The following is a 13650-nucleotide window of genomic DNA, read 5'->3' on the forward strand; positions in this document are numbered from 1 at the left end:
GTTACATGGATAAGTTGCTAACGCTCTGGCACAGCACCGGCTTGTATCATCTGGAGCCGGGACAGCTCCTGATGATGGTGGTGTGCCTGGCGCTCATCTATCTGGCAATCCGCAAAGGCTTCGAGCCGTTGCTGCTGATCCCGATTGGCTTTGGCGGGTTGCTGGCCAACATTCCTGTCGCCAACATGGCTGAGGGTGCGGGCGTTCTGCATCTTTTCTATGAGGTGGGTCTTCCAACCAGCGTCTTTCCGCTGCTGATCTTCATGGGCGTGGGGGCAATGACCGATTTCGGTCCCATGCTCGCAAACCCCAAGACGCTTTTGCTCGGCGCTGCTGCTCAGTTCGGAATCTTCGCAACGCTGCTCGGCGCGTTGGCCCTGGCTGCGGCAGGAATACCGGGGATGGAATTCACGATGCGCGAAGCGGCGTCGATAGCAATCATCGGAGGGGCTGACGGCCCTACATCCATCTTTGTTACGGCCAAGCTCGCTCCGCATCTGCTCGGTCCGATTGCTGTGGCGGCTTACTCGTACATGGCGCTGGTCCCGTTGATCCAGCCGCCCATCATGCGCGCGCTGACCAGCAAGGAAGAGCGCTCCATCGTTATGAAGCAGCTTCGCCATGTAGGACAGGTTGAGAAAATCGTGTTTCCTCTCATGTTGGCGTTGCTTATCGGCATGCTTCTTCCAGATGCTGCACCGCTGGTGGGCATGTTTGCATTCGGCAACCTGCTGCGCGAGTGCGGGGTAGTCGATCGCCTGGCCGACACGACTCGAAATGCGCTGATCAACATCGTCACCATCGCGCTCGGTCTGACTGTAGGTTCCAAGCTTTCTGCCGACGCCTTCTTGCAGATGAAGACGCTGGGAATCCTGGTTCTTGGTATGGTTGCGTTCTGCGGAGGTACGGCTGCTGGCGTACTGATGGCGAAAGTCATGAACCTGTTCAGTCACAACAAGATCAATCCCTTGATCGGCGCAGCGGGTGTATCAGCCGTGCCCATGGCTGCCCGCGTATCGAACAAGGTAGGTCTCGAGGCCAACCCCCAGAATTTCCTGCTGATGCATGCGATGGGGCCAAACGTGGCGGGTGTGATCGGTTCAGCGGTGGCCGCCGGGATTCTGCTTAATTTTGTAGGCTGAACCCTTCGGATAAGACCTGGCTAGGCCAGCGAGCTGTAAATACAACAATGCCCGCATAGCGAAAGCGGGCATTGTTGTATCAAACGCTACGAAACAGGAAAGATAGACGGAGCTGATAGCTCCTTGGCGGAGCAGGCCGCTCGACCTTGGTACGCAAACGCCCTGGGGCTCGGGCATTGGCGCTCAAGCGCAGGCTGCAGGCCTCAGGGGAGAATCACTCCTCTTCTTTCGGTGCTTCGGTATCCTGCGCAATAAGCGCAATGAGTGCGTTCTGCTGGCGATGAGCAAGCTGACGGAATCGCTGGAGCAGCTCGCGCTCATGCAACGTCAGTTCAGGGCTATCCAGGCGCATGTTCAGGTCATCGTCCAGTGCACCTTCTTGTAGAAGGCTCTGCTCGAGGCGAGCGATTATCTCGGAATTCATGCTGCGGTGATGGTTGCGTGCGACCTCAGCAATGCGTTCACGCATGCCATCGGGGAGCCGAACCACGAATTTGTCAGCCGTACGGCTGGAATAAACTGCCTGCTTCATAGGGCGCATAGTTAACCGGATAGTCAGGTGGGCGATGGTGGCTTATTGCCGTTCTAGTCACCGGTCTGACAACCGAACAGGGTCGCCTGTTCCGCGACCTGCTTAAAAGATACCGGCGGTTTGATGGCGCCAATTATAAGGCGCGAAAATGAGGTGTAAAGGTCCCGTGATGTCACGGTGCCTTTATTGTGACCCAATACCGGTCTTTTGGGTCTATTAGCGCAAAATTGGATCGAACTTGATCCGCTTGCCTATAAGCAGCGAGCCAACAAGCATCAGGCCGAACACGCTAGCTGCTACCTTGGCTGCCAGTTCCCAGGAACCGCTGAGGTCAGCGCTTACGCTTGCCAATCCACAGGCTACGCAAAGGACCAGTAACACCAAACTTGAATGAGACATTGCCGTTCATCTCCCTGATAGAACCCTGATGGCAGGTAACAGTCTTAAAAAACCCAACGCTGAGGCTGCGCCGGCAACAAGGTGTCGAGGCTGCTATTGATTGGTGCTGGTGAATTCAGGCGTTGGACCATGCTATAGGTTTCAACACTCGGTACTGCCGCGGGCTGCGAGGTTTCCATAACCGGTCTTAAGTCCTGAAGTTGCAATGCAACAGCGCCCAATATGGCGGGGCCAAGCAAGTAGGCTAGGCGTGGCATAGGCGTCTCCTTCGCGTAAGTTGATAGCTTACTTGAGAGCATATGGCGTGCCAGCTTTAATCAATAAAAAGTACTTATAAAACAAAGACTTATAGCGATGCGCTTGCCTTCAGCATTGCGCTTTGCAAGATGGCGCTTCAATGGCTCGTGCAATATGCAATCTCTCCGAGCCATGCAGATCTTTTCCTGTTAAGCGGTTAGAGCTCCGCCAATCCAGGCTGGATCAGCTTGGTCTGCATGACAAACGTAACGAGTGCCGCTAAGATGCTGCCCGCACCCGTCCCAGTAGCTCAATTGGATAGAGCATCCCCCTCCTAAGGGGAAGGTTGTGAGTTCGAACCTCGCCTGGGACGCCATATATTCCGCGCCTTCCAGCACTTTTCACCTTCTTGAACACTGCGCCCATGGGTGCAATGTGGGTGCAAAAGAAAGCCCCGTCAGCGCGAAGCATAACGGGGCGGTCCCCCCCCTTCCAGAATCACTCTGGTCGGATCTAGCGCAGCCTCTCGCCGGCTAGATGGTGTTTGCTGTCGCCGGCCCCGGAGAAAACTCTAAGGATTCAGGCCGCACAGCGTGACGGGGTTTTGCATGAACCGTGGCACTCGCCGTCTAATCCACGTCCTGGCTATCCCGTAGGCCGCCCAGGCTGCGGGGTGAATCAGAGTTTCGTGACCTCACAAAGCAGGGTCATCTCGGACATATCGTTGTTCGGCAGGATGGCTTTCACGTTGTACTGCTTGCCGTGGTAGATCAGCCGCCACTCGGTCGTCAGGTCGGCCCGGTACGGCATCGTCACCTTCGCGCTAAGCAAGGTCTGCAACTGAGCGGCGGAAAAGTATTCATCGCCCGACACGCTATCGACTGCGGCCCATTCGGTCGCGATGGTTGACCAGCCTTCTTGCCAGCCCCCCATACCATCCGAAACGCGGGTCAGCTTTTGGAGTTCCAGCGGGTGGCGTCGGCGTCCAATTCGCATCACAGCACCGCCATCGTGCGATAGGGAGCCAGCAGCAGCGTATAGGCCGTGCTCTCGTACAGGATGCGGTCGGCTTGGCGCTCACGGTTGACGTACAGGTCAGCAGTCAGCAGCAGGACGGCGGCTTGTATGGGTTCCGGCATCGGATCGGGCAGATCGTCGCCCAGGTATTCCTCGACGTGCCGGGTCGCAGCGTCCAGGTACAACTGAATCAGCCCGTCTTCCAGGCCGTGCATGACGCGCAAGTGTTGCTTGGCTTCGGTCACGGTAATCATACGAAAAACACCTCGGTATCAATCTCAATGGGGGCGGCTGCGGCTTGGGCGGCGCCCATTGCCATTGCCAGTGCTTGCAGGCCGTCGATGCGGCCAGTGCGGCGGGACTTGTCCAATTTGCGCCCCCCGCTAGGGTCTTTGGTGGCGACGGCATTTGCGGCGCACATACTCAGAACCGGGTGGTTGCCGTGGGCGATGCGTTCGTTCAGCAGCTCGGCTTCCAGGGCGTCGAGTGCCGGGGCCATATCCTTGAAGCCCTGCCCGAACGGCACTAGCGGCAAGTCGAGGCCCAGGCGTTCCAGCTCTTTCTTGAATATGTCCATCCGCCAGCGGTCGAAGGCGACTGCCTGAATGTCCACGTCTGCCAGGATCTCGGCCATCTCTGCGGCCACGAACTCATAGTCCACCGTCGCGCCGGGTGTCGTGCGCAGATAGCCTTCGGCGGCCCACTGGTCATACGGGGCGCGGTCCTTCTTGGCCCGGTCGAACAAGCCCTGTTCCGGCGTCCAGAAATACGGACGAACCTGCCAGACCCCATCGGTTTTGCCGATCAGCACAAGCGCCGTCAGGTCGGTACGGGCGGACAAGTCGAGGCCGGCATAGACAGGCCCGTCAAACGGCTCAGGCTCAGCGCCACAAGCTGCCCACACGTCAGGCGATATGAACGGGCTGTCCAGGCTCACGCGCAAATTGAGTAGTAGATTTCTCGCCGTATTGGACATTGAGGGCATACGGGCGGCTTGCTGCATCTGCTCGCGTAGATCGTCCTCGGAGCGGAACAGGCCCAGCGCCGGGTTGGCGGCTTTCCAGGCATCTTCATCCAGCAGGTCGCAGCCCTTGGGCGCGGTGTACAGGTGGCAGACGATGCGCGGATCTTTCGAGCGTTTGGCGTCGTCCAGCTGGATCGAAAGCCAATCCGAGTCGGAGGCCGCTTGCGTGCTGATGATGATTTGCAGCGGGTTGGCGTGCGCTCCAGATGCGGTCAGCAGGGCGTCGATAAAGTCAGACTGCGGCCCGCGTACCTGCCCCCATTCGTCCCCAACCACGAGCACAGGTGACAGGCCGTGCGCCGTCTTGCCGTCAGCCGCAAGGGCGCGAAACTCAGTATTCAGCGGCAGGCCGATCAGGCGCTTACCACTCGGCACGATGCGGACGATCTTCGACAAGGCCGGCGACTGCATGACCATCTGCGATGCGAGGCGGAACACCAATGCGCTTTGGTCACGACTCATGGCTCCCGATACCAGTTGGCTGTTCTGCTTGGCTTCAGGCCCGACCAGATGGGCGAGGATCAGAGCGCCGATAAGTCCGGATTTTCCGTTCTTCCTTCCACACGAGAACAGGGCGCGCCGGGTGCCGTGGGGGTTGTCGTACACGTCCCGGATGAACTGTTTCTGAAACTCGGCCAGCAGCAGCGGCTTGCCCACGTCCGCACCTTCCGGCGTCACGCAGTAGCGTTCGACAAACTGAATGATCTTCTCGGCGCGGCTCATTGCATCGTCGCCAAGGTAGGAATCAGGTCATCGTCGAGCTGCGCGCGGGCGTCACGCTCCAGGGCGGCACCTTTCGGGATGTTCTGCGCCTTGCCCACGGTAGCGATGGTGTCCACCTTCAACTGCCGGCCAGTCGCCAGGGCGCGGCGGGTCATCTTGTCCAGCAGGTCACAGGCCGGGTTCGGCTTGCCGTCCACCAGCAGCCCGTCATTGTCGATGGCATCTTGCAGCGCCTCGATATCGGCATAGGCGCGTGCCAGGCTCCCGGCCAGGATCAGGTCAGCATCGGTCCAGGTGTCACGCGGGCGAGCGGTCACGATGGCGTCCCAGAACGGCCTAGCCTGCTTGCCTACGCGCACAAACGCAGGCGGCGCTATAGGTCCAAGCGCAACGGCCTGAGCGGCTGCTATGGCGGCTCTGGCGCTGTCTGAGCGGGGGCGGCGTGGGGTGGTTTTCATGGCACTTAGCGTTAAAAGAGCAGGGACCGAGCGGTCTTGTCTGCGGCGGTTGCTGGTGATTTATTCCAAGGGTGATCCGGGTCGAGCGGATTGCCTTTCACGTCGCAGCCCCACGACACGCCCTTGCCCATCGACGCGGCTGTCTTGAGCGAGTGGCATTCATGGCAGAGCGGCTGCAAATTCTCCCGGCTGTTGTCGTCGGTGAAGTCGTCGCGGCTGTCCACGATGTGATCCACGTCAGTTGCTGGCACTACCAGACCACGCGCTGTACACATACGGCAGAGCGGCTCACTGGCCAGCACCTCAGCGCGGAGACGCCTCCAGGCGCTGCTGCTCAGGCTGAGCTTGCGTTTCTTCTTCATGCCGCTGCCCCTTTTGCTTGGCCTGGTTCTTCTTCCACTCGTCCAGTGGCGTCCCCAGCATTCGGTCTTCCAGCGGCAGGCGCTGCATCTTGAGTTTTCGCATCGTCGATTCCTTCGATAGCTGGCAGGTTCTCAATGCGGCGCACCTCGGACTTGAGCATCCAGCCGTCTTCGATACCGCGCTGATAGAAGTTCGCCCGGGCAAGGCTGTCGCCACGCAGCAGACCTTCAACGTTGTGCTCCACGAAGAACGCGGGGTTGGTGATGCAAGCGCGGTTCACTGCCTGCTCCCACATAACGAGATGACGGCGCAGGGTGTTGGTCACGAAGAACCGGGCGAGCTCCACCACGTTTGAATAGTTGGCTGCCTCCATGTCGCCGATCATCACAGGCGGTACGCGGAACAGGCGGGCAGTCTCGACGATGGACAGGCGCCGGGCTTCGATCCACTCGGCATCCTCAAGCGTCATGCTCACGGTCTTAAACGTCGCGCCTTGCGGTAGCACAGCGGTCTTGCCGTGGTTGCTCACACCGGACTGACCAGCAGCCCAGCTATCGCGGATCTGGCCTGCCTGTTCTTTCGTGGTACCGGGTGGTGTCTCGATAACGCCTGATAGCCGCGTACCGTGCTCGAACATCTTCGCGCCGTGGGTACGCTCTGCCAGGGCAAGGCCGATAGTGTCGCGGGCTACCTGAATCGGTGAGCGTCCGAGGATCCCATCGTCCGAGTGGTAACGCAGGTGCAGGACTTCATCTGCCAGCAGGCGGCGCTGATTGCCTTTGCCGTCCGCGTGGTCATAGACCAGATTGCCCAGGCTCGAGCGCAGCACCGTGACGCTATCCGGGTGCATTGGCAGCAGGGCTTTCACTGAGCCGTTCGGGTTCCACACGATCTCCGCATAGGCGTTACCACGCAGCAGGACGTGACGCTGCATCTGCTCGCGGAACTCCAGGGCGGTCTGGTAGTTGTTCGGCGCGTCGTGCAGCAGGCGGTACAGCGGGTACGTCTTGGCCTTCTCGCGTCCGTTGTCGGTGTTGCGATACACGTCGAGCGGCAGGCTTCCGACCGTCTCACTGATAGCGGCCACGCACGCATACACGGCGCTGATACCTTCGGCGGTCGTGGTGTTCACGTCCACGCCAGCCACGCCACCAAAGCCGTTCAGGCGGTCGTAATAGGTGTCATAAGCCGGGGTGGTCGGCTCGGGGCTGGATCGTTTGAACAGGCGTTGAATAAGGCTCATTCGATGGCCTCCAGGTATTTACGGGCCAGGCGAATCGAGCGCGGCAATTTAGAACGAACTTGGACGCTGGTTGCGTCATAGGCCGGATTTGCGGTGATTGTTATCTCGAACAGATCCACGTCGCGCAATTCGCGGACGGGCTTCGCGCCTTCGGCCCAGGTGTCACGGACAGGCAGGAACCCGAACGAACAGCCGGCCACGTCGCCACGTTTCACCAGCTCGGCCAGATCCCGGCCAAGGGTGGTATCAGGAAGGTCTAGCTCGAACGCCAGACCTTCGGAATCTTCGGAGAGTCGCAGAGTGCCGGCACCCAGGCGACCGAGCAGCGACTTGCCGTCATGCTCGTAAATCGCCCGGATGTTTCCAGCAGAAGCGGCGGCAAGCGTCCGGGTGAAGGCACCGGGGCGGATGACTTCCACAAACTCGCCCAGGTCCGTCTCAGAGTTGAACCGAGCGGCATAGCCGGTCAGCTTGCGTCCGTCAGGCTTCAGCCCATTGCTTGCGCGCCGTTCCATTGCTTAGACCTCGGTCGCTACGACGAAGCCTTGCGGGTGGCGCACGGCGGTGTCTACGGTGGCCATTGCGCGGACCTGAATGCCGCCTCGGCTGTACGCGGGTTCGGCCCAAGCATTGGCCAGAATGTCGATCTCGCTCCAGACGCCCAGCATGACTTGCGAGAAGTCGCCCAGGATCAGCTTGCCGGCCGGCACGCTCTTGCTCGCCGCCAGGGACAGGCCAGCCATTGCTCCGCCGTCATACAAGAAGCCGCTACCGGAGCCTGCGACCTTCTCAGCAGCAGCCAGGGCGGTACGGATCGCGGCAGTGGTCAGCCAGCGACCGTTCTGGATATCCACGTCGTCCATCTTTTCGAGCATCGCCAGGACTTGCGCCCAGGTGGTCGGAATGTCGCCGGCAGCTTGGATGCCCACGGTATTCAGGATGCCCAGCGGCTGACCATTGAGGCCCGAACCGTTGATGATCGCGGCGTCGATCTGCTTGGCGATCAGAGCGGACAGATCCTCGCGGACCAGTTGTTCGATAGCCGGGGCGCTCTGCTGAATGAGCTGGCGGCTCATCTCAGTCTTACCGCCGACGTGCTTCGGGGTCAGCGTGATTTGGTCGAAGCTCATTTGGGCCTCGGGTACTGCGGAGCCTTCAGTAACCCAGCCGGTTTCGAGGCCGCTGCCGAACTTCGGAATGCTCACGTTGCCACGCAGGCCGGTCATCACACGGATGCCCAGCGAACGAGCCAGCAGGGCTTCGCGCAAAGGTCCGACATACAAATCGGCGCGGTGGTCATTGGCTACCAGCTCGGGAGCGGTCGCGGTGGTGTTGGCGCGCTTCTCCAGGCTGGCGAAGGGTACGAAGGCGCCCTCGGCTTTGCGGCCACTGCGGCGTTCAGCTTCGCGGGCATATTCAGCTTCGGCGCCGTCCAGGCTGCGGCCTTCCATCTGAGCGCGAATCACGCGGGTGACGCTTACAGAACCCGCCAGGCGGTCGAAGTCGGCAGAGGGTGCGCCCGATACCGGAGTGCCAGCGGCGCGGCGCTCACAGTCGGCCAGGTGCTCGGCGCGTTCGATCTGAGCGGACAGGGCGCGTTCTTCGGTCTTGAGGGTGTCGAATTGCTTGGTTTCGTCGGCAGACAGATCGCGGCCTTCTGCGGCTGCGGCATCTACCAGGGTTTTCATGGCGGCGACCTTGGCGGAGCGCTGCTCGCGTAGGGCGGAAATCTTCATACGTCGATACCTATCGAGTTGGGATATGCCCATCTAGTCTACATGTAATGTTATACCATATCAATCATTCGGTTGACAGGCTGCGCCTTGGTGGTGTAGCGGGTGGAAACCTTCCTCATTCCGGGATTTATTCCGTCTGCGAGTGAGACGATTTGGTCTCAGTGAGACGATTTGGTCTGAGTCGGCCCTGTTGGTCTGTCTCGCGTGTTGAAAACGACACAGTGTGTTGATTTCTACACAGTGGAAACCCAGCAGTAACCCAGCCGGTTAGGGTTGGGTTTCAACGGTCGCTGAACAGGTGTTGAACGATCGCTGAACGCTTGGTGCACGAAACGTGCTCAGTTCTGAGCGCATTAAAAACCCCGCTCGGTGGCGGGGTCTGGTGGCTTGGGCTGGTCAGTGTGCCGGGGCGCTGCTTTCGGTCGGCGTCCAGAACTCCAATGCTTGCAGCAATGCGCGTCCGGAATACTCTCGGTCGCGGGCCTTGATGATGGTTTCCTTCGTCCTTTCGGTTAGCGCCTCTGCCTCTGCCCGATTCTCGATGCCTACACCATATCGAATGATGTTCACGCGGGCTTCTGGGTATTCGTCGCGCAGCCGCTCCATCATCTCGATAGCAAGCCCGCACACGATCAGGCCGGGGAATTGCTGAGCCAGTCCGCCGTCAGGAAACCGCACCGTGACGCTGTACAGCACTTGCCCGACCTCGATGCCGGCTTGGGCGAGTATTTCGGCGTTCGTCCGAGGCTGCCCGATGCGATCCGCGAATGATTGTTGAGTCATTGGTTGTCACTCCTTGAGCTGCGGCTGCGGTCCCTCCCCAGGTTCCGAACAGCCGCATGGTTTGCGTGGTTATCGTGTTGGCGATGTGGTTACTTGAGGCCGGCTGTCGGTTGCTCAAATGTCAGCTAGCCGCAGCCTCGTACTCGGCAAGCCATTCATCCACCGTCTGGCCTTTAAGATCAGACAAAGGATGAAGAGAAGGCATTCCCGTGTTACCGCACTCCCTTATTACCGTTTTACCGTGGTTCGTTTGTCCCGTAGTTAGAACCGGCTGAAAGCCCCGGCTGGTCTGGCTTAGCGGGGTTTCCTTGTCCGGTCGAATTGTCCGGCAGTTGTCCGGGAGTTGTCTGGATGTTGTCCGGTAGTTGTCCGGCATAACGGCTCTGATTACTGCGTCGGCAGATAGGCAAATCGGCTTCAGCGAGCCGGCATTTATCCGTTCGCCTTCGATCTCGGCTGCGAACAAGATCCCTCTCAGTTTCCCCATGTAGTCGTGAAATGATGAGATCCGCTTAGGTAGCGCCAAGCCTGTTGAAAGCCAGAGCGCATAGAAATGGCTTCGCTTTCCCACCCGAAACTGACCCTTCGGCAATGGCGTGCCAGCCACCTTTCCAGCAACGGTGCGCTGCCTGGTTAGGTCTGCATTGAAGATCGCGTAGGCGCTTTGCCCGGTCATCACAGAAACAAATTGAAGGGTTATCCCCCCGGCTTTGTGTCGTCCGTAGTTCCCTGTCTGATAACCCAGGTATTCGAACGCGTCCGTGCCTGCAGCGGATAGAATTTCCCGGCACAGGTTGAGCCGGTTTGCATCCATCCAATCAGCAGGAACGGGCAGGCCGCTCGCCGAATCGATGATCAATCGCCCCATCTCAACGCGAAGCTGGTCGCCGCGACTCAATAAGTAACGGGCTTGATGTGTCATAGCCTGTCTCAGTTGAACGCTCGGACTAGAAGCTGGCGAGGCAAGGCCCCGCCAGATCCTTTAAGCCGCTATGCGGGCCGGTTCCGCGATAAGCACGTATCGCCCAACTCGGTGCGGCGGGCGACCCGGCTCGATGGCCTGATAAACCCACTCCGTGCGGATGTCATAGCCTTGGCGACGAAGCCGGCGTATTGAACTTGGCGGGTGGACAATGTCGAGGCCGCCTGATGCTTCTAGGCTCGTGACTGGTCCTGTTCTAAGGGCCGTCAACATCCGATTGTCTTGCGCGCTGGCAGAGTGAAATGTCATAGTTCAGCCCTCACTTGGTAGCGACCAATGTGCTGTTGCCCTTGGCAGAGTTGCAGCTCTGCCTTGGGCCTCTTTTGTGGCTCTCTTCTCATACAACCTCCAGTCGATGCGCTCCGAGATTCCGGAGCTGTTCGAGATCCGCCAGCTTGGCGGTCCCTGGCAGGTGCAGCCAGCCCAGCACGGCGCCGGCCTTACCAATCAGTTTCACCTTCAGCGTTTCGGTGTTCACCGGGCGTTCTCCTTTGCCATCCGATTCAGCCAGGCGCGCAGCTCCTCGACGAGAATCAGGCGGCGCTTGCCTGCCTTAAAGGAAATTAGGTCGCCTCGGGCAATGGCTTCATAGACGGCGGAACGGGTGGTGCCAGATGCGCGGGCGGCGTCTTCAGGGCCGACAGCGAGGGGTTGCAGCGTTGCGGGTTGGCTCATGGTCTTCTCCATCTGGCCGGAGGTTGTGGCCAGTGAGGCGAATCCTAGAACGCAAATCCGGTTACTGCAAGCAATTACTGCACGAAACTCAATCGTACATTTGACAGCGGGTGCGTTCAGAGCCAGTCTTTGCGTTCAAAGGAGCAATCTATGGCAAGGCCGAAGAAAACAGCAGACCAAGCAGCGACGGTAAGCGTATCGCTGAGAATCGATCCAAGAATCAAATATGGGATCGACTTAGCGGCACGTGTGCAGAAGCGCACCGTAACCGGCGTAGTGGAATGGGCTGTCGAGAGAGCTCTAAACGATGTGAAGATGCCGGTCGACTTCTTGGTTGAAGGTCACCAAGGGAAGCCTGAAAGCGTTTTGGATGCCGTGAAGGAGAGGCTCTGGTCCTCGGATGAAGCGACCAGACTGATGCGTCTTGCTTTTGAGTGTCCGAGCCTTTTGACTTTTGAGGAAGGGCTTATTTGGGAGTCTATTCGTCTTTCCCCACCGTTTTGGCGGTTCACACCTCGGGTTGTTACCGAAGCAAGCCCTTGGCAGAACGCGAGGCTCGAGGTCGTATCAAAGTATTGGGATACGCTCGTAGAAAGGGTTCGGACCGAGGGCGGGATTGTTCAGGTGTCATACGAGGACGTTGGATTGCCCACTCCCTTAGAGATGGAAGAAAGAAAAGCGCAGGCTCTCCAAGATTCCGCTGGATACCTTCAGGATCTTGCTCTAGAAAACGACCAGTTGCGCCGGGAAAACGAGGCGCTGAGAAACTTAACAGGCAGTCTTAAGACGATTCTGATGAAAATCGATCCGAAGACTCTCATATAAGACCCACAGCCGCCGCCTTGCTATCCGGTGCAAGGTGGGCATAGCGCAGCGTCATCTTGATATCCGCGTGCCCCAGCAGATCGCGCACCGTGTTCAGCGGTACGCCAGCCATCACCAGCCGCGATGCGAAGTCGTGGCGCATATCGTGCCAGCGGAAACCGACGATGCCGGCGTTCTTCAGCAGCTCCAGCCAGGCGGTTTTCACGTCCGTCATCGGCTTGTCGTCCTCGCCCGGGAAGATGTAGCCGGTACCGCTCGCCTGGTCGTACCATCCTTGCAGCGTGGCCAGCGCTTCGGCGTTCAACGGTATGTGCCGTGTCTCGCTGGTCTTGGCGCCTTCCCCGGCTACCGTCAGGGTTTTAGCTTGCAGGTTCGCGTGATGCCAGCGCAGGTTGAAGAGTTCGCCGCGCCTCATTCCGGTATTGAGCGATAGCAGAACCATGGGCTTCAGGTGATCGGCGAAGGCGAGGGCGCGAAGGTCTGGCAAGGCCTCTCTGCCGCGTTTTGAGCGCCATTCGTTCGCGCTGTCACGCTCTGTCCTGATTCGCTCCTCACGTGCGTCTAGCGCGTCCCTGAGGGCCTTGGCTTCGTCCTTCGACAGGTAACGGATGCGGCCGATCGAATCGACCTTCAGTTGCTTGACCTTCTCCAGGGGCGAGGCGGGCAGATAAGCCCATTCCACGGCGCGGCTGAATACTCCGCTGATGCTGCCCATCTTGCGGTTGGCGGTGGCCGGCTTGTTGCCGCCGTTCAGCCAGGCGGTGCGGATCTGCTCAAGGTCGCGGCCGGTTATCTCATCGAGGCGGCTATGCATGATCGGCTCGAAGCTAGTGTCGAGCGTGTGTAGCGTCTTCTCGTGGCCTTTATGGTGGGCCTTGAACCACGGCATATAGTGGTCGTCGATGAACTGGCGCAGGGTAGGGGTGCGAGCACCTCGCCGGCCCTGGGTGACTGCCAGCGGCTCGCCGTGCTTGCGGGCTTCGTTCAGGTATTGCAGAGCCTCTTCGCGGGCCTGCTCAAGTGTCAGGATGCCGACACGGCCGAGCGCCTTCTTGCGGCCACGCGCCCAGGTCACAACGTAGGACTTTGCCCCGGCCGCCGTCACGCGCACAAACAGGCCGGGCACGGTGGTATCGTGGACTTCGTATTCCTTGCCGGTGACTTCCAGGCTGTTCAGTCGGCGCGCCGTCAGCTTCTCTCGCACGGTGTCCCCATGGGTGCAGTGTGGGTGCAAAAGCGACTATACGGGGCTGGTTTACCGGATGCAACGGGACGCTAACTGCTTGATTTACAAGGTAAGTGCTTGATCTGCAAGGGGCTTGGCTGCCCCTCCTAAGGGGAAGGTTGTGAGTTCGAACCTCGCCTGGGACACCAGCCTCTTCAGCGGCAGGGGTCTAACCCCCGTCGCTGTCTACTCTACTGGCTGTATCGGATGCGCTGTTCGCGCTATCTGGCCCGGCGGCGTATTTTTGCTCCGATGCAGACCGCATCGGCGCGACATCAATCTTGAA

General features: G+C 59.5%; 18 protein-coding genes and 1 tRNA gene. 3 read left to right on the forward strand and 16 right to left on the reverse strand.

Annotated elements, in window-relative coordinates:
* The first annotated feature begins 5 nt into the window (after positions 1–5).
* Entirely contained in the window at positions 6–1142 is a 1137-nt protein-coding gene (locus AC4LFW_RS04585) for a sodium ion-translocating decarboxylase subunit beta (RefSeq protein ID WP_491818032.1), read from the forward strand.
* Between the two features lie 214 nt (positions 1143–1356).
* Here the strand turns inward: AC4LFW_RS04585 and AC4LFW_RS04590 are convergent, their stop codons facing one another.
* Positions 1357–1683: an Arc family DNA-binding protein gene (locus AC4LFW_RS04590; protein WP_491818033.1), complete on the reverse strand. Its 327-nt coding sequence runs from the start codon at positions 1681–1683 to the stop codon at positions 1357–1359.
* A gap of 207 nt (positions 1684–1890) precedes the next feature.
* Positions 1891–2073 (reverse strand): PA3371 family protein, encoded by a 183-nt coding sequence (locus tag AC4LFW_RS04595; RefSeq protein WP_491818034.1) that lies wholly within the window; start codon positions 2071–2073, stop codon positions 1891–1893.
* A gap of 536 nt (positions 2074–2609) precedes the next feature.
* Between AC4LFW_RS04595 and AC4LFW_RS04600 the strand changes: the two genes are divergently transcribed.
* Positions 2610–2686, forward strand: a tRNA-Arg gene (locus tag AC4LFW_RS04600).
* 302 nt (positions 2687–2988) lie between these two features.
* Here AC4LFW_RS04600 and AC4LFW_RS04605 read toward each other — a convergent pair.
* From AC4LFW_RS04605 to AC4LFW_RS04665, 13 genes are all read right to left on the reverse strand, one after another.
* Positions 2989–3306, reverse strand: a complete 318-nt coding sequence (locus tag AC4LFW_RS04605; protein ID WP_491818035.1) for a phage head closure protein — start codon at positions 3304–3306, stop codon at positions 2989–2991.
* A complete protein-coding gene (locus AC4LFW_RS04610; RefSeq protein ID WP_491818036.1) occupies positions 3306–3581 on the reverse strand; it encodes a head-tail connector protein in 276 nt (91 codons plus the stop codon). Before AC4LFW_RS04610 ends, AC4LFW_RS04605 begins: the two co-directional genes overlap by 1 nt.
* Entirely contained in the window at positions 3578–5074 is a 1497-nt protein-coding gene (locus tag AC4LFW_RS04615; RefSeq protein WP_491818037.1) for a terminase large subunit, read from the reverse strand. Before AC4LFW_RS04615 ends, AC4LFW_RS04610 begins: the two co-directional genes overlap by 4 nt.
* Positions 5071–5532, reverse strand: coding sequence for a TerS protein (locus tag AC4LFW_RS04620; RefSeq protein ID WP_491818038.1), 462 nt, complete (start codon positions 5530–5532; stop codon positions 5071–5073). Before AC4LFW_RS04620 ends, AC4LFW_RS04615 begins: the two co-directional genes overlap by 4 nt.
* Positions 5533–5543: 11 nt before the next feature.
* The gene (locus AC4LFW_RS04625) at positions 5544–5894 is read right to left on the reverse strand and encodes an HNH endonuclease signature motif containing protein (RefSeq protein WP_491818039.1); all 351 of its coding nucleotides are present in this window, start codon (positions 5892–5894) and stop codon (positions 5544–5546) included.
* Positions 5891–7138 carry a phage portal protein gene (locus tag AC4LFW_RS04630; RefSeq protein ID WP_491818040.1) on the reverse strand — a complete coding sequence of 416 codons (1248 nt, stop codon included), beginning with the start codon at positions 7136–7138 and terminating at the stop codon, positions 5891–5893. The genes AC4LFW_RS04625 and AC4LFW_RS04630 overlap by 4 nt, the downstream gene beginning before the upstream one ends.
* The gene (locus AC4LFW_RS04635; protein WP_230485021.1) at positions 7135–7653 is read right to left on the reverse strand and encodes an HK97 family phage prohead protease; all 519 of its coding nucleotides are present in this window, start codon (positions 7651–7653) and stop codon (positions 7135–7137) included. The genes AC4LFW_RS04630 and AC4LFW_RS04635 overlap by 4 nt, the downstream gene beginning before the upstream one ends.
* 3 nt (positions 7654–7656) lie before the next feature.
* On the reverse strand, positions 7657–8874 hold the full coding sequence (locus AC4LFW_RS04640; RefSeq protein ID WP_491818041.1) for a phage major capsid protein: 1218 nt from the start codon (positions 8872–8874) through the stop codon (positions 7657–7659).
* Between the two features lie 396 nt (positions 8875–9270).
* Positions 9271–9657: a hypothetical protein gene (locus AC4LFW_RS04645; RefSeq protein WP_491818042.1), complete on the reverse strand. Its 387-nt coding sequence runs from the start codon at positions 9655–9657 to the stop codon at positions 9271–9273.
* A 121-nt stretch (positions 9658–9778) separates the two neighbouring features.
* A complete protein-coding gene (locus AC4LFW_RS04650; protein ID WP_491818043.1) occupies positions 9779–10579 on the reverse strand; it encodes a hypothetical protein in 801 nt (266 codons plus the stop codon).
* Between the two features lie 60 nt (positions 10580–10639).
* The gene (locus tag AC4LFW_RS04655; protein ID WP_491818044.1) at positions 10640–10888 is read right to left on the reverse strand and encodes a helix-turn-helix domain-containing protein; all 249 of its coding nucleotides are present in this window, start codon (positions 10886–10888) and stop codon (positions 10640–10642) included.
* A gap of 88 nt (positions 10889–10976) precedes the next feature.
* Positions 10977–11117: a hypothetical protein gene (locus AC4LFW_RS04660; RefSeq protein WP_491818045.1), complete on the reverse strand. Its 141-nt coding sequence runs from the start codon at positions 11115–11117 to the stop codon at positions 10977–10979.
* Positions 11114–11314, reverse strand: a complete 201-nt coding sequence (locus AC4LFW_RS04665; RefSeq protein ID WP_491818046.1) for a helix-turn-helix domain-containing protein — start codon at positions 11312–11314, stop codon at positions 11114–11116. The genes AC4LFW_RS04660 and AC4LFW_RS04665 overlap by 4 nt, the downstream gene beginning before the upstream one ends.
* A 150-nt stretch (positions 11315–11464) precedes the next feature.
* Between AC4LFW_RS04665 and AC4LFW_RS04670 the strand changes: the two genes are divergently transcribed.
* Positions 11465–12139: a hypothetical protein gene (locus AC4LFW_RS04670; RefSeq protein WP_491818047.1), complete on the forward strand. Its 675-nt coding sequence runs from the start codon at positions 11465–11467 to the stop codon at positions 12137–12139.
* On the opposite strand, the gene AC4LFW_RS04675 is transcribed toward AC4LFW_RS04670, so the two are convergent.
* Complete coding sequence (locus AC4LFW_RS04675; RefSeq protein ID WP_491818048.1) at positions 12132–13343, reverse strand: site-specific integrase; 1212 nt, start codon at positions 13341–13343, stop codon at positions 12132–12134. The genes AC4LFW_RS04670 and AC4LFW_RS04675 overlap by 8 nt on opposite strands.
* Between the last annotated feature and the right edge of the window lie 307 nt (positions 13344–13650).

This window comes from Stutzerimonas sp. C6.4V, assembly GCF_058536345.1.

What these genes read in the sequence shown, in the direction of transcription:
- AC4LFW_RS04585 (WP_491818032.1), top strand. Translation starts at nt 6, where the DNA reads ATGGATAAGTTGCTAACGCTCTGGCACAGCACCGGCTTGTATCATCTG.
- AC4LFW_RS04590 (WP_491818033.1), bottom strand. Translation starts at nt 1,683, where the DNA reads ATGCGCCCTATGAAGCAGGCAGTTTATTCCAGCCGTACGGCTGACAAA.
- AC4LFW_RS04595 (WP_491818034.1), bottom strand. Translation starts at nt 2,073, where the DNA reads ATGTCTCATTCAAGTTTGGTGTTACTGGTCCTTTGCGTAGCCTGTGGA.
- AC4LFW_RS04605 (WP_491818035.1), bottom strand. Translation starts at nt 3,306, where the DNA reads ATGCGAATTGGACGCCGACGCCACCCGCTGGAACTCCAAAAGCTGACC.
- AC4LFW_RS04610 (WP_491818036.1), bottom strand. Translation starts at nt 3,581, where the DNA reads ATGATTACCGTGACCGAAGCCAAGCAACACTTGCGCGTCATGCACGGC.
- AC4LFW_RS04615 (WP_491818037.1), bottom strand. Translation starts at nt 5,074, where the DNA reads ATGAGCCGCGCCGAGAAGATCATTCAGTTTGTCGAACGCTACTGCGTG.
- AC4LFW_RS04620 (WP_491818038.1), bottom strand. Translation starts at nt 5,532, where the DNA reads ATGAAAACCACCCCACGCCGCCCCCGCTCAGACAGCGCCAGAGCCGCC.
- AC4LFW_RS04625 (WP_491818039.1), bottom strand. Translation starts at nt 5,894, where the DNA reads ATGAAGAAGAAACGCAAGCTCAGCCTGAGCAGCAGCGCCTGGAGGCGT.
- AC4LFW_RS04630 (WP_491818040.1), bottom strand. Translation starts at nt 7,138, where the DNA reads ATGAGCCTTATTCAACGCCTGTTCAAACGATCCAGCCCCGAGCCGACC.
- AC4LFW_RS04635 (WP_230485021.1), bottom strand. Translation starts at nt 7,653, where the DNA reads ATGGAACGGCGCGCAAGCAATGGGCTGAAGCCTGACGGACGCAAGCTG.
- AC4LFW_RS04640 (WP_491818041.1), bottom strand. Translation starts at nt 8,874, where the DNA reads ATGAAGATTTCCGCCCTACGCGAGCAGCGCTCCGCCAAGGTCGCCGCC.
- AC4LFW_RS04645 (WP_491818042.1), bottom strand. Translation starts at nt 9,657, where the DNA reads ATGACTCAACAATCATTCGCGGATCGCATCGGGCAGCCTCGGACGAAC.
- AC4LFW_RS04650 (WP_491818043.1), bottom strand. Translation starts at nt 10,579, where the DNA reads ATGACACATCAAGCCCGTTACTTATTGAGTCGCGGCGACCAGCTTCGC.
- AC4LFW_RS04655 (WP_491818044.1), bottom strand. Translation starts at nt 10,888, where the DNA reads ATGACATTTCACTCTGCCAGCGCGCAAGACAATCGGATGTTGACGGCC.
- AC4LFW_RS04665 (WP_491818046.1), bottom strand. Translation starts at nt 11,314, where the DNA reads ATGAGCCAACCCGCAACGCTGCAACCCCTCGCTGTCGGCCCTGAAGAC.
- AC4LFW_RS04670 (WP_491818047.1), top strand. Translation starts at nt 11,465, where the DNA reads ATGGCAAGGCCGAAGAAAACAGCAGACCAAGCAGCGACGGTAAGCGTA.